Consider the following 23376-nt stretch of genomic DNA (forward strand, 5'->3'; position numbering starts at 1 on the left):
GACAATCGTTTGGCTGTCTCGAATGCTGCCGAAGAAACCAAGTGGTTTATCGATGTTTGGTGGATTGCCATTAAATAAATGGCAGTCTTTACAAGATGAAAAGTTTGATTTTGCGCTCGAAGACACGTGGGGAAATGATCTGTTTACTGTGGCGGCTCAAAAATCAGTAGAGCATGTTGATTGGTTATTAAAATATGGCCTCAAGCCGAATATGGACATGTTAGGATTAGATCCGTTTGACCTTGCCCTTGAAGATAGTTATAAGCAGCGGAAGTTAACTCAAGCCACTATTAGACTTAGCCAGTTTGTCGATAAAATAGAGCTGAGTCATTTAGCTCGAATTGCCCGTTTGAAAGTGTTTTTCCCTGAGGAATATCAGGCATTAACTGATATTAATAAGCAGTTTATGGTGACTGATGAGATTGAAATGAATCAATATCGGCAGGTGAAAATGTACTTCTAGAAAAAAAGCGACTGAATACAGTCGCTTTTTTTATGGGATGAATATTTGAAATTAATATTCCCACAACCAGATCTGGCAGCCATTTATGCCTGCGCGTTGCAGTTTATGCCTTGCACGTTCAGCGGCGCGTTTTGACTCAAATGGGCCAAGAATGACTTTATGCCAAACGCCTGTAGTACCTTGAGTCGCTCTTACTTGGGCTTCAAGACCTTGAAAAGCAATCATGGCTTTCATTTCTTCAGCGGGTTCGAGCTTTCTGAATGAAGCGCACTGCATTTGATATGGGCCTTTAGACTTGAGTGCGTCTTCAGGTACGTCGATATCAATGCTTTTGTTTGCTAATTCTTCTAAGTAAGTCCACTCTTCTGTTGGTTTTGGTGGAAGGGCATTAGGATCTTTCTTAGCAGGTTTAGATACCGGCTTTTCAACTGTTTTAGTCGCTGGAGTCACCTGTTCAGTGGCATTGTCTGAACTACCATTGATAGACCATAAAAAGTAACCAAAGCCAACAACCAGTGCAATAACAATAAAGGTCGGCAAATATGGAATAGAACGCTGTTGCTGCGCTTTTTTTCCTCTAGATGCCGGACGCTTTTTAGGACTAGGCTTTTTATTAGCATAATCTCTGCTCATGTTACATACGCTCTAGCGTTTCGATACCTAACAGAGATAACCCTGTTTTTAGTGTCTTAGCGGTAAGTTGCGATAATAGTAAACGGCTTTGCTTTTGCTCTTCAGTTTCAGCAGCAAGAACTGGGCAAGCTTCATAGAAACTTGAGAACTCACTGGCTAGCTCATAGACATAAGCACACATCACGTGAGGTAAGCCCTTTTCGGTCATGCGGGTTAACACTTCACCAAACTGAGCAAGCTTAGTGCCAAGCTCTTTTTCTTTATCGTGTTCAAGTACGATTTTAGCTTGGCTCAAGTCTATGTTTTCAGCTCGTTTGAAAATACCAGCGACACGAGTGTAGGCATAAAGTAAGTAAGGCGCGGTATTGCCTTCAAAGCTGAGCATTTGTTCAAAGCTAAAGATGTAGTCACTGCTGCGGTTCTTAGAAAGGTCAGCGTATTTCACTGAGCTAATACCAACTACGCGGGCGATTTCTAATAGTGTGGCTTCATCCATATCTGGATTCTTGCTACGGACTAGTTCGATTGCACGGGTATTGGCTTCATCAAGTAGGTCAACAAGCTTAACAACACCACCACTACGAGTTTTAAATGGACGGCCATCAGGGCCATTCATAGTACCAAAACCTGTATGCTCTAATGATAAACCATCACGAACAAATCCAGCGGTTTTAGCAAGCTTGAACACTTGTTGGAAATGCAGTGCTTGGCGTAAATCGACAAAATATAAAGCGCGATCGGCTTTTAATACATTTGAGCGGTAACGCATAGCGGCTAAGTCAGAGGTGGCGTATAAGTAACCGCCATCTGCTTTTTGAATAATGACAGGTAACGGTTCACCTTCTTTAGTGCGGAATTCTTCTTGGAATACCACTTTGGCGCCATTACTTTCGCTGAGTAAGCCTTTAGCATCGAGGTCGTTAACCACTTGCTCAAGGTCTGCGTTGTATGCACTTTCACCGTGTACGTCAGCGCGAGTTAAGCTCACCCCTAAACGCTCATATACCTCATGACAATGATGCAGTGAGATATCGTTAAATTCTTGCCATAACTTATTGCAGTACTCATCACCTGATTGTAATGAAACAACGAGGTTACGCGCACGAGTGGCGAACTCTTCTGACTCATCAAAGCGGACTTTAGCAGCACGGTAAAAAGTTTCTAGGTCTGAAAGTTCAAGTTCAGCTTGCTCACCGTTGGCTGCACGTAATTCTTCCATATAGGCTAATAACATGCCGAATTGGGTGCCCCAATCGCCAACATGGTTTTGACGTATCACGTCATGACCTAAAAATTCCAGCGCACGAACGACACTGTCACCAATGATGGTTGAGCGTAAGTGGCCTACGTGCATTTCTTTGGCAAGATTTGGTGAAGAGTAATCTACAACGATGGTTTGTTTAGTCGGCAATGTCACGCCTAAAGTATCATCGTTAAGTGCATTTTGTAGTTGATTGGCCAGTGCGTTTTCATCAATAAAGAAGTTAATAAACCCTGGGCCTGCGATTTCAACTTTAGCGACATGGCTAGAAGCAGGTAAATTGTCGATGATTAATTGGGCAATATCGCGGGGATTCTTTTTAGCGACTTTTGTCAGCATCATCGCCAAGTTAGTGGCTAAATCTCCATGAGTTTTATCTTTAGTTCGCTCCACCTGAATACGAGCCTGAAAATCAGCTGGGACAAGGCCTTGTTGCTTGAAAGATTCGATGGTTTGTTCTAGTAAAGATGCAATATGTGATTTCATGGGCGTTTATTAGCACTGACTTAAAGTGAAAGACTGGGGTAACCGACTATTTTAGCCGCTATTGCTATGTAATTGCTATCTCGAAGAGTCAATTATTCGAGATTTTTTTGATTTGAAATAAATAGCAGCATAATCGACTGATTTTGCATTACGAGCTATGTTGCAAAAAGGCCGATGTTGGCAAAACGAGCGAAGCTGCCATAAGAGGTATGCTGCAACAATATTACATCAAATCTTGTGGATCTCTGTCGATGCTCCAGCGGCAGCGTTTGCTTTCTGTGAGCGCTTCGATTTGCGGTAAAATTTGCTCAAACTCCTGCTGCAAACGTTGACGGTTTTTAGCTTGAAACAATAATTGACGGCGATATTTTCCCGCTTTGCGATCAAGCGGTGCTGGCATGGGCCCAATGACTTCAAAATCTTTATCTTGGGGTAATAAATTCGCCACTTGTTGCAAAAAGTTGTCGGCATCTTCAGCTAAGTGGGCATCAGCGCGAAGCAGTACCATGTGCCAAGCTGGTGGAAGTAACGCTTGTTGGCGCTCTTCTAGCTGAGCTCGGGCAAATTTCCCATAACCGTTTTTGAGTAAGTCATGCAAAATAGGGTTTTCGCTTTGGTGGGTTTGCAGTAATACTTTTCCGGGTTTGTCTGCACGACCTGCACGGCCTGATACTTGAGTATAGAGCTGAGCAAAACGCTCCGGCGCTCTAAAATCGGCACTAAACAATGCCCCATCAACATCCATTAATCCGACCAATGTGACATCAGGAAAGTGATGTCCTTTGGCTAACATTTGGGTGCCGACTAATATTTTATACTCGCCTTTTAAAATGCTATTAAGCTGCTTTTCTAATGAGCCTTTTTTACGGGTGGTATCACGATCTATTCGCACCACTGGGTATTGCGGAAACTCTTGCTCAAGAGCTTGTGCCAGTTGCTCCGTGCCTGTTCCGTGCCCCATTAACATTGTACTGCCACACTCATGACACTGGTGTGGGATAGCATATTGATTACCGCAATGGTGACAGCAAATCTCATTTAAACCCTGATGCACAGTAAAGAAAGCGTCACAACGATCGCACTCGTGTAAATGGCCACATTCATGACATAAAAGTGCAGGGGAAAATCCGCGGCGATTTAGAAACAGTAAGACTTGATTGCCTGCATCAAGGTGCATACGCATCTCGTTAATCATCGAGGCTGACATGCCTGACTTTAGCGGTTGGGAGCGGATATCAATGATACCTTGCTTAACCTTTTGAGCTGCGCCTGCTCGTTCTGCGAGTTCTAGGTGGGTGTATCGCCCTGAAATGGCATTTTGTAAGGTTTCTAGCGATGGGGTCGCCGAGCCAAGTATCACTTGTACTTTTTCTAAGTGACCACGCATAACCGCGAGGTCACGGGCATGATAACGCACACCTTCTTGTTGTTTGAAGCTGCTGTCATGTTCTTCATCGAGAATAATCAGCCCAGGATACGCCATTGGCGTAAATAACGCTGAGCGAGTACCAATGATAATTGCGGCTTCACCACAGCGAGCCTGTCGCCAAGCTTCGAGGCGTTGGTTATCAGTTAGCGCCGAGTGAATAACGGCAATAGTGACATCAAAACGACGCTTAAAACGGTTAATCGTTTGCGGGGTTAAGCCGATTTCAGGCACTAAAATAAGTGCCTGTTTACCTTGTTTTAAAATGGTTTCTAAAATCGACAAATAGACTTCTGTTTTACCTGAACCAGTGATACCTTCAAGTAAGCTGCAATGAAACCCTTTTTGTTGATTTAACACTGAAACAGCAACGGCTTGTTGCTTGTTGAGCTTTAAGGGCGTTTCAGTCATATTAAGTTGTTCACGCCAACTTAAATCGGTTTCATTAACGACGAGCTGACGCTCAACCCAGCCTTTATCTTCAAGGGCTTTTAGAGCCACTTTACTGAGTTCTTGGGTGGTGAAGTCATCTTGGCTAATGGATGATTGCTGGAGTAATTCAAACAGCTTTTTTTGTGCTGGTGCACGTTTTAACACGCTAATGTCGACAGCCTTACCTGCATCATTAAGACTAAAAAAAGTGACGGTTTGTGGTTGAGCACTTAAGCCTTTACGTAATGCAACGGGCAGTGCCTGACTGAGCATTTGCCCTTGGCTTGCAAAGTAATATCGTGCAGCCCACAAGGTCAACTTATAAAGCGATTCAGGCAGTAAGGGGGTTGTGTCCAGTAGCTCAGAAAAAGGTTTAATCTTATTGGCTGGTACGTCGCACTCTTGTTTAATCGCAGTGATTAAGCCTACAAGTTGTTGCCTACCAAAAGGAACTTTTACCCGCAGTCCAAGCTGTATTTGTGATACGTTGGATTCAGGAACTTGGTAACTAAAGGTTTGCCGCATTGGAACGGGCAGAGCAACCTCAACAAACACAGGCATAATTCATCATCATTAAGAATTGAGAAGGTCTAGTTTACTAGAGCCTGAATATAAATAAATAGGATAAGAGAAAATTGATGTCAAAAGGAATATTCAATAAAGCTGTATTGGCTCTATCACTTTTTTTATTTTCAGTTGTGGCTCAAGCTGCAATGAGCCACATCAGTATCAACAGTCGTCAATTTGAAGTCGGCCAGCATCCAAAAATCAAACTGAATATTGTCGCGGGTAGAAATGACTTCTCTCGAATTAGCTTTCACCTTCGCCAAACTAATGGTTCAAAAGAGGTGATGGAAGAGCTGATGGTTCAGCCTATCAGTGGCTATATGTTATTTGCGATTGGTGTGGATGAAGTGACCGACCCCAATGCTAAGCTTATTGTCAGTGAGTATAAGGGCAATAGCTGGCGCCAATATGCTGTATTGCCGGTATTTGATTCGCCTTTTATTAAAATTACCGACAAGACTGAAGTTAGAATTGATACGCGTAATCAACCTAAAAAAGTCGCTCCAATGCCTTATTCGGGTGATAAGATTGCTCAGTCTACAGCCGTTAATAAACCACAAGCTGAATCCCATAACATAGTGAAAAAATCTATACCCGTTGATGCAGTGAGTAGATCGGATTCAACTCCTACTGTTAGTGCGGACTGTATGATTGAGCGTGCGCCTTCTGATACCTTGTGGCGCATTGCATCTCGTTATCAAAAGCAATGGAATACCAATGTATATGGTGCGATGTTGGCAATTTATGATGCCAACCCCAATGGTTTTTCAAAGCAGAAGATTCATTTGATTAGACAAGATGTGACGCTGAATTGCCCGTCACAAACTGAATTAAATCAATATGTAAACAAGTCAGAAGATAAGGCTGCCTTTGAGGCCTTACAGCAGCAACATAGAGCAAATTAATTTTCACTTGTTTGACTTGGACAGATACTGTACTATTGCGCGCCTTAACGCTATTGTTATGAACGCATGTGGTGCTCAACTTCGGGTTGGGAGAGCGACATGGCCTGCTATTGAAGGTAATCCAAATGAAATCAGGTATCCACCCAGACTACGCTGAAGTAACTGCAACTTGTACTTGTGGTAACGTAATTAAAGTAAACTCTACTGTAGGTAAAAACTTACATTTAGACGTATGTGGTGCATGTCACCCGTTCTACACTGGTACTCAGAAAGTTGTTGACACCGGTGGTCGTATCGACAAATTCAACAAGCGCTTTGGTGCACTTGGTAAGAAGTAATTGCGACTGCAATTATTTTAAGAAAAAGACGCCTTCGGCGTCTTTTTTTGTTTTAAGATCAAATTCCTTTCAAAAAAATTAATTTTTTAGTTATAAATTATGTTGTGCCGCTTAGGTTAATAATATTGTTATTTAGGCAAACTATTTGTAACTTTATGAAGCTATTTCCGCTTTTTTATGTCAAATCTTGTTATTTTTCTACAATTTTAAGTCTTTGATTCTTATTGTGATGATTAATTTAAGCTTGAAAAATTATGACTTGATTAAATTCTGCTGATTAAAGATAACTTTTGTTAAATTTTCATTTATACTGCCTGCCAAAGCGCTTAATAGCTCCTTGTGATACTTTCTTAGTATTTTGCTTATTGGGTGTTTTGACTGAATTTAACTTTATTTCGCAGTATAAATTGCCTCATTCAGGAACATAAAATGTCTGACTTTCGCCAGCAAGCTCTCGATTATCATGAATTTCCAATTGCAGGTAAAACTGCAGTTAGTCTTACTAAACCCGCTCAAACGAGTCATGACCTGTCGCTGGCCTATAGTCCAGGTGTTGCTGAGCCAGTAAGAGAGATAGCGGCGAACCCTGATGATGCTTACCGATATACCAATAAAGGTAATACTGTTGCAGTTATCTCTAACGGTACCGCTATTTTGGGGCTGGGTAACTTAGGTCCGCTAGCATCAAAGCCTGTTATGGAAGGTAAAGCATTATTGTTCAAACGTTTTGCCAATATCGACTCGACAGATATTGAAGTGAAGCACAGAACCACTGCTGATTTCATTAACACGGTTGAATCGATTGCTGATACGTTTGGCGGGATTAACCTTGAAGATATCAAGGCCCCTGAATGTTTTGAAATTGAGCGTGAACTTATTGCCCGTTGTAATGTGCCTGTTTTTCATGATGATCAGCATGGTACTGCGATTGTGACAACTGCAGGTATGATCAATGCGTTAGAAATTCAAGGCAAGAAAATCGAAGATGCCGTCTTTGTTTGTCTTGGTGCTGGCGCTGCAGCGATTGCGTGTATGACCATGATGGTAAAATGTGGTGCGCAACGCGAAAATGTTTATATGCTTGATAGACAAGGTGTGATTCATACCCGTCGTGAAGACATTAATGAATATAAAGCATTGTTTGCTAATAATACGGATAAACGCACTCTACAAGATGTGATTAAAGATGCAGACGCATTTTTAGGTTTATCGGGTGCAGACTTATTAACCGCTGATGATATTGCTTTGATGGCGCCTAATCCGGTTATTTTTGCATGTTCAAACCCTGACCCTGAAATTAAGCCTGAATTAGCACACGCGACTCGCAGTGACTTGATCATGGGCACTGGCCGCAGTGATTACCCTAACCAAGTGAACAATGTGTTGTGTTTTCCTTTCATCTTTAGAGGTGCATTAGATGTACGCGCATCTGAAATAAACGATGAAATGAAAATTGCTGCGGTTAAGGCGTTAGCAGCGATTGCTAAAGAGCCTGTTCCTGCTGAAGTGTTAGCAGCTTACCCTGATGTTAATTCAATGAGTTTTGGCCCTGAATATGTGCTACCAAAACCAATGGACCCACGTTTATTGAAAAATATTGCCAGTGCAGTGTCTCAAGCTGCAATCGATTCAGGTGTCGCAGTGCTCAATACTGTTCCTACTGAATATAAGCTATAAGTAATAGCACGGCACAGTGAGAGAAAAGGGCGTTAGCCCTTTTTTTGTATCTACAATTAATCTAAAACAGATAGAGTTTGCGTTTTACTAGCTGCTACTGAATAATCAATCTCAGTTAAGTGGATGTTATCGCTAACCAATCGTTAAATATGATAGATCGAATTGCGCTTATAGCAGGACGCCGATAAATGAAGTTAACCAAAATTTTGACTACAAAGTTAACCAGTTTTTGGCTGTTATCATTGACTGCGGTTGGTGCTATTTTCTTTATTGGTGCATTAGTTAGCTTTGTTCAACTGACATACAAATTTCAACAGCAAAAAGTGACCCAGTTAGAGACGATGCTGGTACAACATTACCAACCCGATAGTCATTGGGATTTACACGCTTGGCTACCTCCGATTTTAATTGCTTACAACGCAAACAGTTTCAAGCTAACTCAAGGCGATGACATCGTATTTGAGTATTACTCGCCAACACCGCAAAACAATCCCACCATATACAAGCACATTATTGATCCCAAAGCGGATACAGCAATGGAACTTAAGTTGCCGCAACCGTATTTATTGCATCAATTAGGTTGGTATGAACTCTTAATTATGCTTGTATCACTTGTGGCAATCGGGCTTTTTGTTCGTTATGGATTGAGATGGTTTACACATGAATTGGATGGTATTGAGCAGATAGCGCAGCGCAGTAAACTGGTTCTAGATGGTAAACATGCCGAGGCGTTAAGTGCGGCGGGTAATGGCCGACCGAGATTAATTAATCGTGCAATGACCAAATTGTTAGAGCAATTACAAGATGCGCAAAAAGAGCGTGGACGCTTTGATCAGTTTATTCGCTCAAAAACCTTTTTAGACCCTAGCACCCGCATTGGCAATCGCATTTTTTTTGAAAATAGGCTTGAAGCCTTAACCCATCACAACTGTATGATTGCCCATGGTGCTGTGATGCTAATTAACTTTGATGACTTAGACCTATTGCAACAGCAAGAGGGGGATGAAGTTATCAATGAACAATTGAATGATTTAGTTCAAGCCATCAGTACATTACTGCAACCTTATGAGGATGTTGTTTTCGCTCGTTATGACTTTAATCAGTTCGCAATAGTCGTGCCTCAAGCCTCGTTAGCTGAAGCTGATACCTTAGCGAACAAACTGCTAAAATTAGGTATTAGCCAACTAAAAAACCAATCTGATACACAAGATAATTATGTTCATTTAGGTGCTGCATTTTATAAAGCTGGCGACATGCAGGAACAGGTGCTTGAAGAAGTCGATATGGCGCTTAAAGCTGCGCAACTACAACGGACCAATAATTGGTTTATGTACGATAAAGGCGCAGTGGATAAAGAGATTGCCAAGGGCTCTGTTCGCTGGAGAAGTTTTTTAGAAAACACTTTAGTTAACCGCCGCTTTGTAGCGATAACTGAGAATGTTATCGACAGTGATGGCCATGCTTGTCATAAAGAAGTATTTAGCCGAGCGATTGATAATCAAGGTAACGAAATTAGGGCGACATTGTTTATCCCTATGGCCAATAAGTGTGGCTTAATGCCGCAAATTGAAAGGCAGTTGATTGAAACCGTGCTATTTGAGCTTATGGCACACAACAAAGACAGCTTTAGTATCAATTTGAGTTATGACTCGTTAACCAGTCGAGCTTTCATTCGTTGGTTAAGAACCACGTTAATGGAACAGCGACATCTTGCCTCGCGGCTGATATTTGAGGTATCAGAAGATATTGTGGTTAAGCATCAACAAGATTTGATGGAAAATTTGAATTTGCTTCGCAAAATAGGAGCGAGGCTATGTGTTGATCATGTTGGGCTGCAAGTGGTTGGCACGCATTACATTCAAGAGTGTCACTTTGACTTAGTCAAATTACACCGCTCTATAATTCATCAAATCCATCTGAAATCCGAAAACCAACTATTTATTAGAAGCCTCATTGGGGGGCTATATCGCGCTGAAGTGCAGGTTTTTGCTGAAGGTGTGAGCCGTTTTGAAGACTGGCAAACCTTGAAGATTTTAGGTGTAAGTGCAGCTCAAGGCGATTACTTTAACCAATAAACCTCCTATCCTGCTTACCTTTAAATGCCAATCTAATACTGGATTGGTACAAGATTTGTATTAATCATCTACCGCGTCAATTTATACAACTTATTAACCTAATAGTGTGTCAGGTTGTGACCTTGTTGTGGCTTTGGATCTTGAGAATTAACAAATAACATTCTATCTTAAGTGTATACACTTTCATTGCTGTTATTTTTCTATAAAATTAAGTGATTAGCGGTTAATATGTCATACGATATTTTTTTGACATGCTTTTTAATGCTAACTGTTCTTTCTGTTACACACTTGTTGGTGTATCTGGTTTAAGTGAAAGCGTCATCGTTACATTTTTATAGCGGATATTTTTTATTTTTATATCGTATCTTCGCTGATTATCAAGGCACAGGTTTTTGAATGAAAAATGGTTTTTTAAGTAAGTTGACATTCTGGCGCCAAACTCAAGCATCTACTGAACTTGGGTTGTATATCAGTGCGGACTCGATCTGTGTATATCAAGGCGAAATTAAAACTGAAGATGAGCAAGATTCTGATCTAGAAACTCAAAATCAAACAAAGTCGGATATATCAGGGATTACTAAAAAAATAGCCTTTAATGGTGAGAATTGGACAGAAGCATTTGCCGAGATAAAAGATATTTTCGGTCATGCAAAGCTGAAAATTGTATTGGGTGAATCGTTTTATCAATTGATTGTGGCAGATAAACCCAATGTAGAAGCCAATGAATTAAGCCAGGCATTATTATGGTCGATAAAAGATTTAGCGACAGAGCCTGTGACTAATATTCAATTGGATTACTTTGAATCATCGCTGACAACCACTGGCAAAATTAATGTCGTTGTCGCAAATAAATTGCAATTGTCGACATTGGCTCAAGCTTGCGAACAACATGGGTTTACCATTGAAGGTATTAGCATTGAAGAACTAGCAATGCCGTTGCTGTTTGATGATGCTTCAACCCATATGGTGGTAAGTCACGTACCTGAACATGATTTATTGCTAACAGTGGTTAGAGAAGGTGAATTATTCATGCAGCGTCGAGTGAGAGGTTTTGCTCAAATCGATAAAGCCACTGCCGCCGACTTACAATATGGTTTAGCTGATAATTTAAGTCTCGAAATTCAACGTTCAATGGACTATTTCGAAAGCCAATTAAGGCAAGCGCCTGTTGGTTCTATTGATTTATTAATCGGCGGTGAATCTCAAGCATTGGTGCCATTAGTGGCGCAGAATTTTAATCAAAAAGTCAGTACCACTGACCATGAGTCGGTGACTGAGCATCTAGCCATGATGGCTTTCAAAGCGTTAACGCGAGGTGCTGCGTGATAAAAACCACAATTAACTTATATAGCGCTGACTTACTGCCTGCAAAATTAAGGCTGTCATTTCAACGAATGATGATGATGGTGGCGGGATTACTTGTTGTCAGCTTTGTGAGTTGGATGCTTGGCTATTGGTTGGTTTCGAATGTGGAAGCTGACAGGGCTAAGGTATCAACAGAAAAACAGCAGTTAGATACGCAAAAGCAGCAACTAGAATTACAAGTTTCTGCGCGTGTTCCAGAGCCTGAACTAGTTGCAAGAGTCGAACTAGAGCAGCAGCGTTTAGAATTGAAAAAACTATTATCTACTGAAATAAACCAAAGAGATAATGTCATCAGTCGCGGCTATTCAAGTTTGTTGACTGATTTGGCGAGTGTTTCAGATGGCTCTGTATGGCTTAGCCACATAGCAGTAAACGAACAGCGATTTGAGTTTGAAGGCTTTGGTTCTAAACCCCAAAGTATCCCTAAGTGGGTTGAGGCTTTAAAGCATACAGAAACGCTCAAAGGTTATGCTTTTTCGACCATGACGATGAACCGTGGTGAATCGCAACCGTTAGCCTTTAAATTATCTAGCACTCCTGAAGTGGAGGCTAAACAATGAAACAATTTTGGCAACAATTAGAATCCAAGTTCGATGTGCTAAGCCAGCGAGAGCGTGTACTCATTACTGTTGCAGCGCTAGTACTTATTGGCATGGTCGTTTATCTACCCGTTGAGAGCGTATTTAAAGAAAGGCAAAAACTTTCAAGACAGCTTGTTCAAATTGAAGCGGAAAATGACGTTTCAAGACAACAGATTGATTTATATCAGCAACGTTTAGCGATGGATCCTAATACTGATTTCCGTAATCGTTTAAGCCATATTGAACAACAAACTCAATTAATTGATGCTGATTTAGATGCACAAATGGTTTCAATGGTTCCAGCGAGTTATATGCCGACAGTACTCACAAATCTGTTAGGGCATGTTCAAGGGGTAAAATTACAATCGTTTGCTTCTATCGCACCGACACCTCTACTACAGGTGGGTGAAGAACACAAAATGAACCTTTACAGTCACGGTATTAAATTGACCTTAGAAGGCAGCTATTTTTCAATTCTAAAATTTGTTGAAGCAATTGAAGATATGCCAGATAAGTTATATTGGAAACGCCTTAATTACCACGTTGACGAACATCCAAATGCGACGGTTGAAATTGAACTTTATACCTTGAGTATTAATAAGGAGTTTATCAGTGTTGCAGAATAAACCGATGTTTATACTCCTTGTATTAAGCCTAACTGCGGTGAGTCAGGTTGCTGATGCCAAAGTGTTAAGGGATCCGACCTTACCTGGGCAAGGGTATGTCACCGTTTCCAGTAATAGCGAACGGGCAGATTCATTAGTGCTTAATAGCATTGTAAATAGTGCCAAGCCACATGCCGTCATTAATAATAAGATTGTATTTGTTGGTGACCGCATTGATGGGATAAGAATTGAATATATCGGAAAGAGTTATGTCAATTTATCTGACGGAAGAAAACTTAAACTATTTCAATCGATAACAGAGCGATAGGACAAAAATAATAATGAATTTAATCAAATATGTGACCCCTCTGCTATCTCTTTGTTTACTTGGTTGCCAAACTACAGATAGACCAGATCCTACGACGGCTAAATCTGAATTAAGTCAATCATTGGCTGAAGCAGAAACAGCAAAAAATATCATTCCTCCACCTGCGCAAATGCCTGAAGATGTTCAGCGTGAGCTCAATGGTTCAAGCTTATTAGGCAGCACAAGTCCAACATTGCCAAAAGAGCGTCGTTTTGACGTTTCAGCGAACGATGTTGAGGCAAAAGTGTTTTTCCCAAGTTTAGTTCAGGGCACGCCGTTAAGTGTTGCAGTCCATCCTGATGTGACTGGCACCATTTCAATTTCTCTTAATGGTGTAACACTCTCTGAAGTGATTAAAGTTGTTGAAGATATTTATGGATATGAGGTTAGCCGAGAAGGGCGCATTTTACGTATTTTCCCATCAGGGATGCGCACAGAAACTTACCCTCTAAATTACTTGTATATGGAGCGTGAAGGACTATCGTTGACTTCGGTCAGCTCAGGGCGTATCTCTGACGGTAATGACAACTCAAATTCGAACTCGAATAACAATTCCTCAAATAGCAGCAGCTCAAATAGCAGTAGCTCAAATAGCAGTAGCAATAATGACAATAATGATAATACCAATGGCACTTTTATTCGCTCAACAACCAAAACCAACTTTTGGGGTGAGCTAGAAAAAACCTTAGTGTCTATTATTGGTAATACTGGTGGTGGACGCCAAGTGGTTGTTACCCCGCAAGCGGGCTTAGTCACTGTTAGGGCCTATCCTGATGAGTTACGTCAAGTAAGTACCTTTTTAACCAAGGCTGAAACACATCTTCAGCGCCAAGTTATTTTAGAAGCTAAAATCTTAGAAGTGACTCTATCTGATGGCTATCAGCAAGGTATTCAATGGGATAACGTCTTAGGCCATGCTGGCAGCACTGATATTAACTTTGGTACTTCTCCTGGTTCGGGTTTAAGCGATTCAATTACGAATGTAATTGGTGGTGTGACGTCAATTAGTTTAACAGGCACCGATTTCAGCACCATGATTAGCTTACTAGACACCCAAGGTGATGTTGACGTACTTTCGAGCCCTCGTGTTACCGCATCTAATAACCAAAAAGCGGTTATTAAAGTGGGTAACGATGAGTATTTTGTCACAGACGTATCGTCAACTACTGTAGCTGGCACGACTCCAGTCACCACTCCTCAAGTGGAATTAACCCCTTTCTTTTCAGGTATTGCATTAGATGTGACGCCGCAAATTGATGCCGACGGCAATGTATTACTTCATGTGCACCCATCAGTGATTGATGTATCAGAACAAATTAAAGAAATTAAAGTCAGTGGCTCTAGCCTTGAATTACCGTTGGCACAAAGCGAAATTCGTGAGTCTGATACCGTGATTAAAGCGTCTTCAGGTGATGTTGTGGTGATCGGTGGCTTAATGAAGAGTGAAAATATTGAAGTGGTATCAAAAGTCCCATTGTTAGGTGACATTCCATTTATGGGAGAAGCCTTTACCAATCGCAGTAAATCGACGGTTAAAACAGAACTTATCATCATGCTAAAGCCGACAGTGGTAGGTGCTGATACCTGGAGTAATGAATTACAACGCTCTAAAGATTTACTAGACCGTTGGTACCCCGAGCAGGAGTAACGGTTAGTACCGTTAAGGATTGCCATGTACCAACAGCATTTTGGTCTAAATCAATTACCGTTTACATTAACCCCAAATACGCAGTTCTTTTTTGGGTTAACGCCTCATGTTGAGGCATTACAGGTTTTGCAAACAGCAATCGAAAATGGCGAAGGCTTTATAAAAGTAACCGGTGAAGTAGGGACAGGAAAAACCCTTATCTGCCGTAAGCTACTGAATGAGTTACCCGAAAATTATCAATGTGCTTATGTTCCTAATCCATATCTAAATCCTGATGAATTACGTTGGGCATTAGCGACAGAGTTAGGAATTTTGTTACAAGATAATATTAACCAGCAGCAATTAACTGGATTAATTCAAAACCGTTTACTAGAGCTTAATCGCCAAGAGCTAAAAGTCATTTTGGTGTTGGATGAGGCCCAAGCTCTACCCAATGAGAGTTTAGAAACATTAAGACTGTTTACTAACCTAGAAACTGAAAGCACTAAATTGATTCAAGTGGTGTTGTTTGGTCAACCTGAATTAGATAATAGGTTGCAAGACAGTCAATTACGTCAATTAAAACAGCGGATTACTTTTAGCTATAGCTTACGCCCTTTGTTGTGGGATGAGATCCAAGCTTATGTTGATTATCGCCTGTCTATTGCAGGCTATCGTGGCAAAGCACTGTTTAGCGATAAAGATATCAAGTTGATTTCAAGTGCCGCGCGAGGCATCCCACGCTTGGTGAATGTGATCGTTAATAAAGCCTTATTACTTTGTTTTGCTGAAGGCGGTAATAAAGTACTCACTAAGCATTGTAAAGCAGCCATTGTCGATACAGAGGATGCAGAGCCACTGCCGACATCAGTGCAAAATAGAGGGTGGTTATACATTTTATTAATCATAGGCGCTTCACTGGTCATGTTATGGGTTACTAATGCAGACTGGTTATCGACGTTAAGAGAGTCAATATGAGCGTTATTAATAAAGTTTTAAAAGACCTTGATAAACAAAAGCAACACTCGGCATCAACGACGGGAGAAACGTCCGATTCTGGCTTTGTGAAACCAGAGGTGCAGTTTACTAGCCAAATAGAAGCTAATGCTTCTGATGAGCAGTCATCCCGAAAAGGGATGTATATGTCGATTGTTATGTTCATTGCTGTATTCCTGATTGGGTTTATGTTTTATCGTCAAGGCGTACAGCTAAAAAACTTACAACCACTGGCTGAAGCAACACAAGTAAAAGAAGTTGAGCAACCGCTCACAGCAGGTTTAGTCGATGAAGGTACACTCACGAGTGACGACCCAACAGACCCAATAACAGACAATGAAAGCCATAGCGTTGAAATTAATAAAACAGCTAATAGCTTAGCTAAATCTGACAATGACTTTAACGGAGAGTCTGAGGTGAGCGCAGATGTAGCTGAAACTGATTTAGCAATAACTCAGGATTTGCAAACTGTAGCGGTAGAAGCTGAACCACAGGCGAATAAACCCGTGGTAAAAGTTGATTCCAAAATGGCTTCAATTATTGAAACAAACTTATTCATACCATCTTCACAGAAAAAAGATAACGGTTCGGTGAAAGTCAGGTTTGCGCAGAATACACGTACCTCAACAATCGTTGAAGATGTAAAGGCAGATGTAGGGAGTAACAGCCGCGCTGCTAAGTCCTCTAAAGCAGAACAAGCTATTGTCTCTAACACGAATGCTGCAACAACAAGCAGTAATAAAGGTGTCATGGCAGTAAAGGAAGTGGTACTGACAGATGCTGAGTTAGCGCAAAAGAAATTTGAAATTGCTGAGGTCGCTGAGCAGCAACAGAAAATAGATAAAGCGGTAAAGTATTACTATGAAGCACTAATACTTGAGCCTTCAATGCATCAGGCCAGAAAGCAATTAGCGTCTTTGTATTATGCGTTGAATAACTTAGGCCGAGCTGAACAAATTTTAGCTCAAGGGGTGCAACAATTTCCTGAGGAAATTGAATTGGCCATTTTAAAAGCCAAGGTTGAAAATGCTTCATTTAGCCCTATGAAAGCACTAGATACACTAGAAGCTATCAGTGATAACAGCGACTGGGCTAGAGATAAATGGATTTTACAAAGTGATATTGCCCAAAAGAATAGCCGTTATGAACTGGCTGAGTCAGCATATCGCTCGCTGATAACCATTGAGCCGTCTCAAGCACGCTGGTGGATGGGATTGGCCTACGCGCTAGATTCGCAGCAGCAATATTCGCAAGCTGCAGATGCATATACAAAAGCTTTGTCTTATCGAGGACTGTCAACTGGCGCTATGACTTATATAGAACAACGATTAATTCAACTTGGAGGTAGCCAATGAAACCAAAATTGAAAATGCGTTTAGGCGATCTTCTCGTTCAAGAACACATTATTACTGACGATCAGTTAACCCAAGCCCTTTCTGAGCAGCGTAATTCAGGTAAAAAGCTTGGTCGTACCTTGATTGATTTGAATTGTATTACTGAAGATCAGTTACTGAAGTTCTTATCTCAGCAGTTAAACTTACCTTATTTAGATATTAGTCGACTGTCGATACCGACTGAAGTCGTTAACCTTATTCCTGAAGTACAAGCTCGTCGTTATCGTGCTTTAGTGGTTGAAGCCACCGCTGATACGGTTACATTGGCGATGAGTGATCCTGCTGACTTACAAGCCATCGATAACTTAGAAGTCTTTGTCGCGCCTAAAAAAATTACCATTGCGGTTACCCCTGAACAGCAACTATTAGATGCGTTCGATAATTTGTATCGCCGTACGGGTGAAATTGCCAAAATTGCGGGTGAATTAGAAGAAGAGTACGCCGCTGATGACATGTTTGATTTGGCGAGTATTACTGACAGTGATAGCGACAATGAAACGACAGTCGTTAAGCTACTGCAATCTATTTTTGAAGATGCAGTGCAAATGCGCGCCTCAGATATTCACATTGAGCCTGGTGAAAAAGTGCTGCGGATCCGTCAACGTATTGATGGTCAGCTGCATGAGAACACCCTTGATGAAGTCAATATTGCCTCGGCGTTAGTATTAAGATTAAAGCTGATGGCTGGGTTGGATATTTCAGAAAAACGTATGCCGCAAGATGGTCGTTTTCATATTGAAATTAAAGGTCATAAGATCGATATTCGTATGTCGACGATGCCGATATATCATGGTGAATCGGTGGTAATGCGTTTACTCGATCAATCCGCGGGTTTATTGACATTGAATGAAACAGGTATGCCAGATCATATCCTGCAGCGAATTCGTAAACAAATTAAGCGCCCTCACGGTATGTTGCTAGTGACAGGACCTACAGGTAGCGGTAAAACCACGACTTTGTACGGTATTTTGAGCGAGCTCAATAAGCCAGACACCAAGATTATTACGGTTGAAGATCCGGTCGAGTATCAACTGCCACGTATTAACCAAGTGCAAGTTAACCATAAAATTGGTTTAAATTTCTCGAATGTACTGCGAACCACCTTACGTCAAGATCCCGACATCATCATGGTAGGTGAGATGCGTGACCAAGAAACAGTTGAAATTGGTCTTCGAGGCGCATTAACGGGTCACTTTGTATTATCGACTCTGCATACCAATGACGCCATTACCAGTGCATTGCGTTTACTTGATATGGGCGCAGCGAGTTATCTTGTCGCAAGCGCGCTACGGGTGATTATTGCCCAGCGATTAGTTCGACGGGTATGTCCGAACTGCATGACAAGTCACCAACCCAATTCAGCTGAATTGGCTTGGATTAATTCTGTCGCCAAAAAAGACTTCACTGCTGCAACCTACAAAATAGGCACTGGTTGTCAAAGTTGTAATGGCTCTGGTTATCGTGGCCGTATTGGTATTTTTGAAATTTTAGAGCTTGATGAAGCCATGGTTGATGCCATGCGTACGGGTAATCCACAAGATTTTGCTCATGCGGCGAAACAAAGCCCGACGTTTGTGCCATTAGCTGATTCAGCATTTGAGTATTTATACAATGGTATGACTACCATTGAAGAAGTGGCTAAACTAGTTGAAGACGTCAGCGAAATACCTGGTGCAGAAGCGATGTCCAGTAATAGTGGAACTGAGGTGTAATCATGCCGACTTACCAGTATCGAGGACGAAATAATCAAGGCGCATCAGTTGAAGCGTTTATTGATTCAGCTAATGAAAGTAGTGCGGCTGATGCGTTAATGTCTCGCGGCATCATTCCTCTCGAACTGCGTGAAGTGAAACAATCTCAACCTTTTAAGCTTGGCAGTATTTTCGCGAGTAAAGTGTCGCTAGAAGAGTTACAAATTTTCACTCGACAAATGTACTCATTGACTCGCTCTGGTATTCCAATTTTGCGTGCTATTGCAGGCCTTGCAGAAACAACGCATTCACAAAGAATGAAAGATGCGTTGAATGATATATCTGAACAATTGACATCGGGCCGCCCTCTGTCGGCTGCAATGAACCAGCATCAAGATGTGTTTGATTCATTGTTTATTTCAATGGTTCATGTGGGTGAGAATACCGGTAAGTTGGAAGATGCTTTTATCCAGCTCTCTGGTTATATAGAGCGTGAACAAGAAACCCGCCGACGGATTAAGTCTGCCATGCGCTACCCAATATTCGTACTCATCGCCATTACGATTGCGATGGTGATATTGAATATCATGGTGATCCCTAAGTTTGCCGATATGTTTTCTCGCTTCGGTGCTGATTTGCCATGGGCAACTAAATTGTTAATGACGACATCGAGCTTATTTGTCAATTATTGGCATGTCATGCTAGTCGCACTCGTAGGAGCAATTGTTGGCATACGATATTGGCATCATACCGAAAAGGGTGAACGTCAATGGGATAAGTGGAAGCTACATATCCCAGCAGTGGGTTCGATTATAGAACGCTCGACACTCTCACGTTATTGCCGCAGTTTTTCGATGATGTTGGGTGCAGGTGTACCCATGACTCAAGCGTTAAGTCTAGTTGCAGATGCCGTGGATAATAGTTATATGCATGATCGGATTGTCGCGATGAGGCGAGGAATAGAGTCGGGTGAGTCAATGCTTAGGGTGTCAAACCAAAGCGGTCTGTTTACTCCATTAGTGCTGCAAATGGTGGCAGTGGGTGAAGAGACAGGCCAGATCGATCAATTACTTAATGATGCAGCAGATTTCTATGAAGGCGAAGTGGATTACGACCTTAAAAATTTAACCGCCAAACTAGAGCCTATTTTAATCGGATTTGTGGCTTGTATTGTGCTCATTCTAGCCTTGGGGATTTACTTGCCAATGTGGGATATGCTCAATGTGGTTAAAGGGTAACGAGCATGCTGAACTTTGAAAGTAAGCTGTTGTCCACATTGCAGTTAGCAATTAACAAATCTGAGTTGATTGCATAATGCGAAAACAACAGAAGTCAGAAAACGATCTACTGAAGACGTATGCACGTATTATTACGCTGACATTAGTCTTGGTGGTAATGGCTGTGATTAGCACTAAGCATTTTTCTAGTGTGGACAGTATTGGCACTAAAAGTTTAGAGCTAGAGCATAGCCGTATGTTGTATGTGCTAGCAATGGTAAAGAGTCAATGGCTCAATCAGGGAAGACCTGATTCGCTCAAGCTGAACTGGGAGGATATTACAGTTGGTTCAGGCAATAAACAGCTTGAAACAGATAGCCTTGGCACCAGTTCAAATATTATAAAGATGTCAAAGCAAGGCTGGCCGCAACTTAATGAGCCATCTTCGAAAGGCTGCAAAGAGTTATGGCAACAGTTAATGGCAAGTGATTTGCATGATTTAAAAGCTGCGGTTTCATATCAAAATGAGACAGAAATTTGTCGTTTTTCGACAGAGCAAAGTGGCAGTATTAGCTATCAAGGTATATCAGGAAGAGTGATTTTTATTGATAGCAAGAGCTAATATTTAACTAATACAAATGTTTAAATGTATAAATGGTGCTAAAATTTATTTATAGGATAGCTTTAGCTAGGTAACAATGGTCTTACGACTGTAATTACGGTCTGACAAATGTAAGGCGTAAAATAGGTAACTTATTATGAAATTAAAACAGCAAGGCTTTTCGTTAATCGAATTAGTGATTGTTATCGTGATCCTTGGTTTATTAGCTGCGACAGCGATTCCACGCTTTTTGAATGTCACTGAAGATGCGCAAAATGCCAGTGTTGATGGCGTTGCAGGTGGACTTGCTACGGCTGTTGGGTTCGTTAGAGCACAATGGGAAGTGGATGGTCGTCGTAATACGTCGGTAATTTTAGATGGTACTGTTGTTTCGTTAGATACGCGTTTTGGCTTTCCAACAGGTACATCAAATACAGATGCGACTTCGATGACAAATCAATCGTGTCAGCAGGTATTTGATAATGTACTACAAAGCGCACCCAGAAATGTATTGTTTAATGAGGATGCCCGCGATCAACGTTATACCGTCAGAATGTTAGAAGGTGTTGGTGGCGAAACAACTACAATCGACGGCACATTAGTGACGGCTGTAGATTTGTGTGTCTATCACCAAGTAGCTTCACTTACGTTAGATCAGACTACCGGTGTACCATCTCCAGCCCCAGATTTAACGACGAGTGGTGCTAAAGGAGTGACATACAACCCAGGCACAGGACAAGTACTTAGTTTCAGTAACGATTAGTATTTAGTAACAAGTATGATTAGCAAATTAATGCTCAAATATCGTTAGAAATATTGTTAGAGAATAGACTTAGAATAACCACAATATATGGAATGTTGAGTGGACTTTTAAACAAATAATAGATGTACAAAATTCACAAATTTTGATTTTAATAAAGGGTCAGTTTTATGCAAAAACAACAAGGTTTTACACTAATTGAATTAGTCGTGGTTATCATCATTTTAGGTATTTTAGCTGTTACTGCAGCGCCAAAATTTATTAACTTACAGGCTGATGCGCGCCAATCATCACTTCAAGGTGTCAAAGGTGCTATTCAAGGCGCAAATGGTTTAGTTTTTGCTAGAGCGGCGATTGATGGTCATGAGAAAAAAGCAATAGCTGATTGGGCTGCTAGCGAAGGTGTTGATATAGGTGCAGAAGAACTTGCTGTGACAAATTTTGGCTACCTTCAAGCTGATATGGATGAATTTAATAACGCCATTGATGCCGACTTTGGCACAGCAGATGCTGAGTGGATTGTGGTTGCTACTCCTCCTACCTTGACGATTACCCAAAATGGTTCACCAACCGAAGTGGTTGGAACTTCTGCCTGCAAACTAGTTTATACTCAAGCGGCTGACGCAAATACGGTACCTACTTATGTAGTAACCGATAACGGTTGTTAATAGGAGCTTTTATGAAACAGCAACAAGGTTTTACACTAATTGAACTAGTTGTCGTGATTATTATTTTAGGTATTTTAGCTGTTACTGCAGCGCCTAAATTTATTAATCTACAAGGTGATGCTCGTGTCTCTGCTTTAGCCGGGATGAAAGGGGCACTTCAAGGTGGCAACACTTTAGTTTATTCAAAAGCTGCGTTAGCCGGTGAAGAGAAAGAAGCTACTGGTAGCGTAATCATCAGTACAGGTGTAACTGTTGCAACACAATATGGATACCTGAAAGCGACTAAAGCTGAACTAGAGAAAGCATTAGAGGTGTCATTTGACGATATTGCTGCAGTGGATACTGGAACTAATGATTGGATTATTACAGAGACTGCAGGAACTGCTCCAGCAGCTGGCAGTGCTGTTATATATCAAAGAGGTGCGCCCGATACGTGTATTTTCACTTATACAGAAGCAACTCCAACGACGATTCCAACTTATGTATCTGTAACTGATACCGACAACTGTTAATTATTAGCTATCTACAAAAGCCCGCATAATGCGGGCTTTTTTGTGGCTAAATATCAGTTTTAAAAGCTTTTATGTGCTTTGGGTAACACGCAGCTAATATTGAATGGTGATAAAATTGTTGTGATAAAGGAATAAGCTCGTGAACAATATATTTTGTTTCATACGGGCTGTAGTTGTTCTATTTTAATGAAGGTTTTCAAATGCAAAAACAGCAAGGTTTTACGTTAATTGAGTTAGTTGTGGTTATTATCATTTTAGGTATTTTAGCGGTAACAGCTGCACCTAAATTCATCAATTTACAAGGTGATGCCCGTGTTTCTACATTGCAAGGTGTAAAAGCGGCAATTCAAAGTGCAAACAGCTTAGTATATTCAAAATCAGCTTTAGCTGGTGTAGAAAAAGGTGATACAGATGGTAAGGCGACTGTCGATATAGGAACAGGAACTGATTTGAATGTTGTTTATGGTTATACTGCAGGAACCGTTACAGACATCATCAATGCTGTTGATATTTCTAGTGATGATTGGACAATTACGGAAAGTAGCGGAGCAGTATCTATTCAGCAAGTAGGAGCTCCTGCTGGATGTAATATCATTTATACAGAATCTCAATCTGAAGGTGCTTTACCTATATTCACTAGTGGAGCTAAAGATGAAGATGGTGATGCTTTATTAATGCCAACTGCTTCTGAATGCTAATTAGTTTTTAGCTAGTTTAAAGGTCTGCTTG

22 protein-coding genes are annotated in these 23376 nt (G+C 41.1%); 19 read left to right on the forward strand and 3 right to left on the reverse strand.

Going from position 1 to position 23376, the window contains the following annotated elements:
* The first annotated feature begins 22 nt into the window (after positions 1-22).
* Positions 23-463 (forward strand): hypothetical protein, encoded by a 441-nt coding sequence (locus LMH66_RS09980; protein WP_229369699.1) that lies wholly within the window; start codon positions 23-25, stop codon positions 461-463.
* 51 nt (positions 464-514) lie between these two features.
* Here the strand turns inward: LMH66_RS09980 and LMH66_RS09985 are convergent, their stop codons facing one another.
* From LMH66_RS09985 to priA, 3 genes are all read right to left on the reverse strand, one after another.
* Entirely contained in the window at positions 515-1096 is a 582-nt protein-coding gene (locus tag LMH66_RS09985; protein ID WP_102527423.1) for an SPOR domain-containing protein, read from the reverse strand.
* Position 1097: 1 nt separating this feature from the next.
* A complete protein-coding gene (gene argS / locus LMH66_RS09990; RefSeq protein ID WP_229369701.1) occupies positions 1098-2843 on the reverse strand; it encodes an arginine--tRNA ligase in 1746 nt (581 codons plus the stop codon).
* A gap of 223 nt (positions 2844-3066) precedes the next feature.
* Positions 3067-5262: a primosomal protein N' gene (gene priA / locus LMH66_RS09995; protein ID WP_229369702.1), complete on the reverse strand. Its 2196-nt coding sequence runs from the start codon at positions 5260-5262 to the stop codon at positions 3067-3069.
* Positions 5263-5339: 77 nt separating this feature from the next.
* Between priA and LMH66_RS10000 the strand changes: the two genes are divergently transcribed.
* From LMH66_RS10000 to LMH66_RS10085, 18 genes are all read left to right on the forward strand, one after another.
* Positions 5340-6173, forward strand: a complete 834-nt coding sequence (locus LMH66_RS10000) for a FimV/HubP family polar landmark protein (RefSeq protein ID WP_229369704.1) — start codon at positions 5340-5342, stop codon at positions 6171-6173.
* Between the two features lie 125 nt (positions 6174-6298).
* A complete protein-coding gene (rpmE, locus tag LMH66_RS10005; protein WP_102527427.1) occupies positions 6299-6511 on the forward strand; it encodes a 50S ribosomal protein L31 in 213 nt (70 codons plus the stop codon).
* Positions 6512-6940: 429 nt separating this feature from the next.
* Entirely contained in the window at positions 6941-8188 is a 1248-nt protein-coding gene (locus LMH66_RS10010) for a malic enzyme-like NAD(P)-binding protein (RefSeq protein ID WP_102527428.1), read from the forward strand.
* 188 nt (positions 8189-8376) lie between these two features.
* Positions 8377-10263, forward strand: a complete 1887-nt coding sequence (gene csrD, locus LMH66_RS10015) for an RNase E specificity factor CsrD (RefSeq protein WP_229369706.1) — start codon at positions 8377-8379, stop codon at positions 10261-10263.
* 396 nt (positions 10264-10659) lie between these two features.
* The gene (locus LMH66_RS10020) at positions 10660-11589 is read left to right on the forward strand and encodes an MSHA biogenesis protein MshI (protein ID WP_229369707.1); all 930 of its coding nucleotides are present in this window, start codon (positions 10660-10662) and stop codon (positions 11587-11589) included.
* Positions 11586-12188 (forward strand): PilN domain-containing protein, encoded by a 603-nt coding sequence (locus LMH66_RS10025; RefSeq protein ID WP_229369717.1) that lies wholly within the window; start codon positions 11586-11588, stop codon positions 12186-12188. Before LMH66_RS10020 ends, LMH66_RS10025 begins: the two co-directional genes overlap by 4 nt.
* The gene (locus LMH66_RS10030) at positions 12185-12835 is read left to right on the forward strand and encodes an MSHA biogenesis protein MshJ (RefSeq protein ID WP_102527432.1); all 651 of its coding nucleotides are present in this window, start codon (positions 12185-12187) and stop codon (positions 12833-12835) included. Before LMH66_RS10025 ends, LMH66_RS10030 begins: the two co-directional genes overlap by 4 nt.
* Complete coding sequence (locus LMH66_RS10035; RefSeq protein ID WP_420709414.1) at positions 12822-13142, forward strand: MSHA biogenesis protein MshK; 321 nt, start codon at positions 12822-12824, stop codon at positions 13140-13142. Before LMH66_RS10030 ends, LMH66_RS10035 begins: the two co-directional genes overlap by 14 nt.
* 13 nt (positions 13143-13155) lie before the next feature.
* Positions 13156-14829, forward strand: coding sequence for a pilus (MSHA type) biogenesis protein MshL (gene mshL / locus LMH66_RS10040; RefSeq protein ID WP_229369720.1), 1674 nt, complete (start codon positions 13156-13158; stop codon positions 14827-14829).
* Between the two features lie 24 nt (positions 14830-14853).
* Positions 14854-15786, forward strand: coding sequence for an ExeA family protein (locus tag LMH66_RS10045; protein ID WP_229369723.1), 933 nt, complete (start codon positions 14854-14856; stop codon positions 15784-15786).
* On the forward strand, positions 15783-17159 hold the full coding sequence (locus LMH66_RS10050; protein WP_229369725.1) for a tetratricopeptide repeat protein: 1377 nt from the start codon (positions 15783-15785) through the stop codon (positions 17157-17159). The genes LMH66_RS10045 and LMH66_RS10050 overlap by 4 nt, the downstream gene beginning before the upstream one ends.
* Entirely contained in the window at positions 17156-18910 is a 1755-nt protein-coding gene (locus LMH66_RS10055; RefSeq protein ID WP_229369741.1) for a GspE/PulE family protein, read from the forward strand. Before LMH66_RS10050 ends, LMH66_RS10055 begins: the two co-directional genes overlap by 4 nt.
* 2 nt (positions 18911-18912) lie before the next feature.
* Positions 18913-20127, forward strand: a complete 1215-nt coding sequence (locus LMH66_RS10060) for a type II secretion system F family protein (protein WP_229369743.1) — start codon at positions 18913-18915, stop codon at positions 20125-20127.
* Between the two features lie 76 nt (positions 20128-20203).
* Entirely contained in the window at positions 20204-20728 is a 525-nt protein-coding gene (locus LMH66_RS10065; protein ID WP_229369745.1) for an MSHA biogenesis protein MshF, read from the forward strand.
* A gap of 136 nt (positions 20729-20864) precedes the next feature.
* Positions 20865-21470 carry a pilin gene (locus LMH66_RS10070; protein WP_229369747.1) on the forward strand — a complete coding sequence of 202 codons (606 nt, stop codon included), beginning with the start codon at positions 20865-20867 and terminating at the stop codon, positions 21468-21470.
* Between the two features lie 167 nt (positions 21471-21637).
* Positions 21638-22135, forward strand: coding sequence for a type II secretion system protein (locus LMH66_RS10075; RefSeq protein WP_229369749.1), 498 nt, complete (start codon positions 21638-21640; stop codon positions 22133-22135).
* 11 nt (positions 22136-22146) lie between these two features.
* Entirely contained in the window at positions 22147-22647 is a 501-nt protein-coding gene (locus LMH66_RS10080; RefSeq protein ID WP_229369751.1) for a type II secretion system protein, read from the forward strand.
* A gap of 200 nt (positions 22648-22847) precedes the next feature.
* Complete coding sequence (locus tag LMH66_RS10085) at positions 22848-23345, forward strand: prepilin-type N-terminal cleavage/methylation domain-containing protein (RefSeq protein ID WP_229369755.1); 498 nt, start codon at positions 22848-22850, stop codon at positions 23343-23345.
* Positions 23346-23376 lie beyond the last annotated feature (31 nt).

Source organism: Shewanella sp. 10N.7, assembly GCF_020806285.1.
GTDB classification, from domain to species: domain Bacteria; phylum Pseudomonadota; class Gammaproteobacteria; order Enterobacterales; family Shewanellaceae; genus Shewanella; species Shewanella electrodiphila.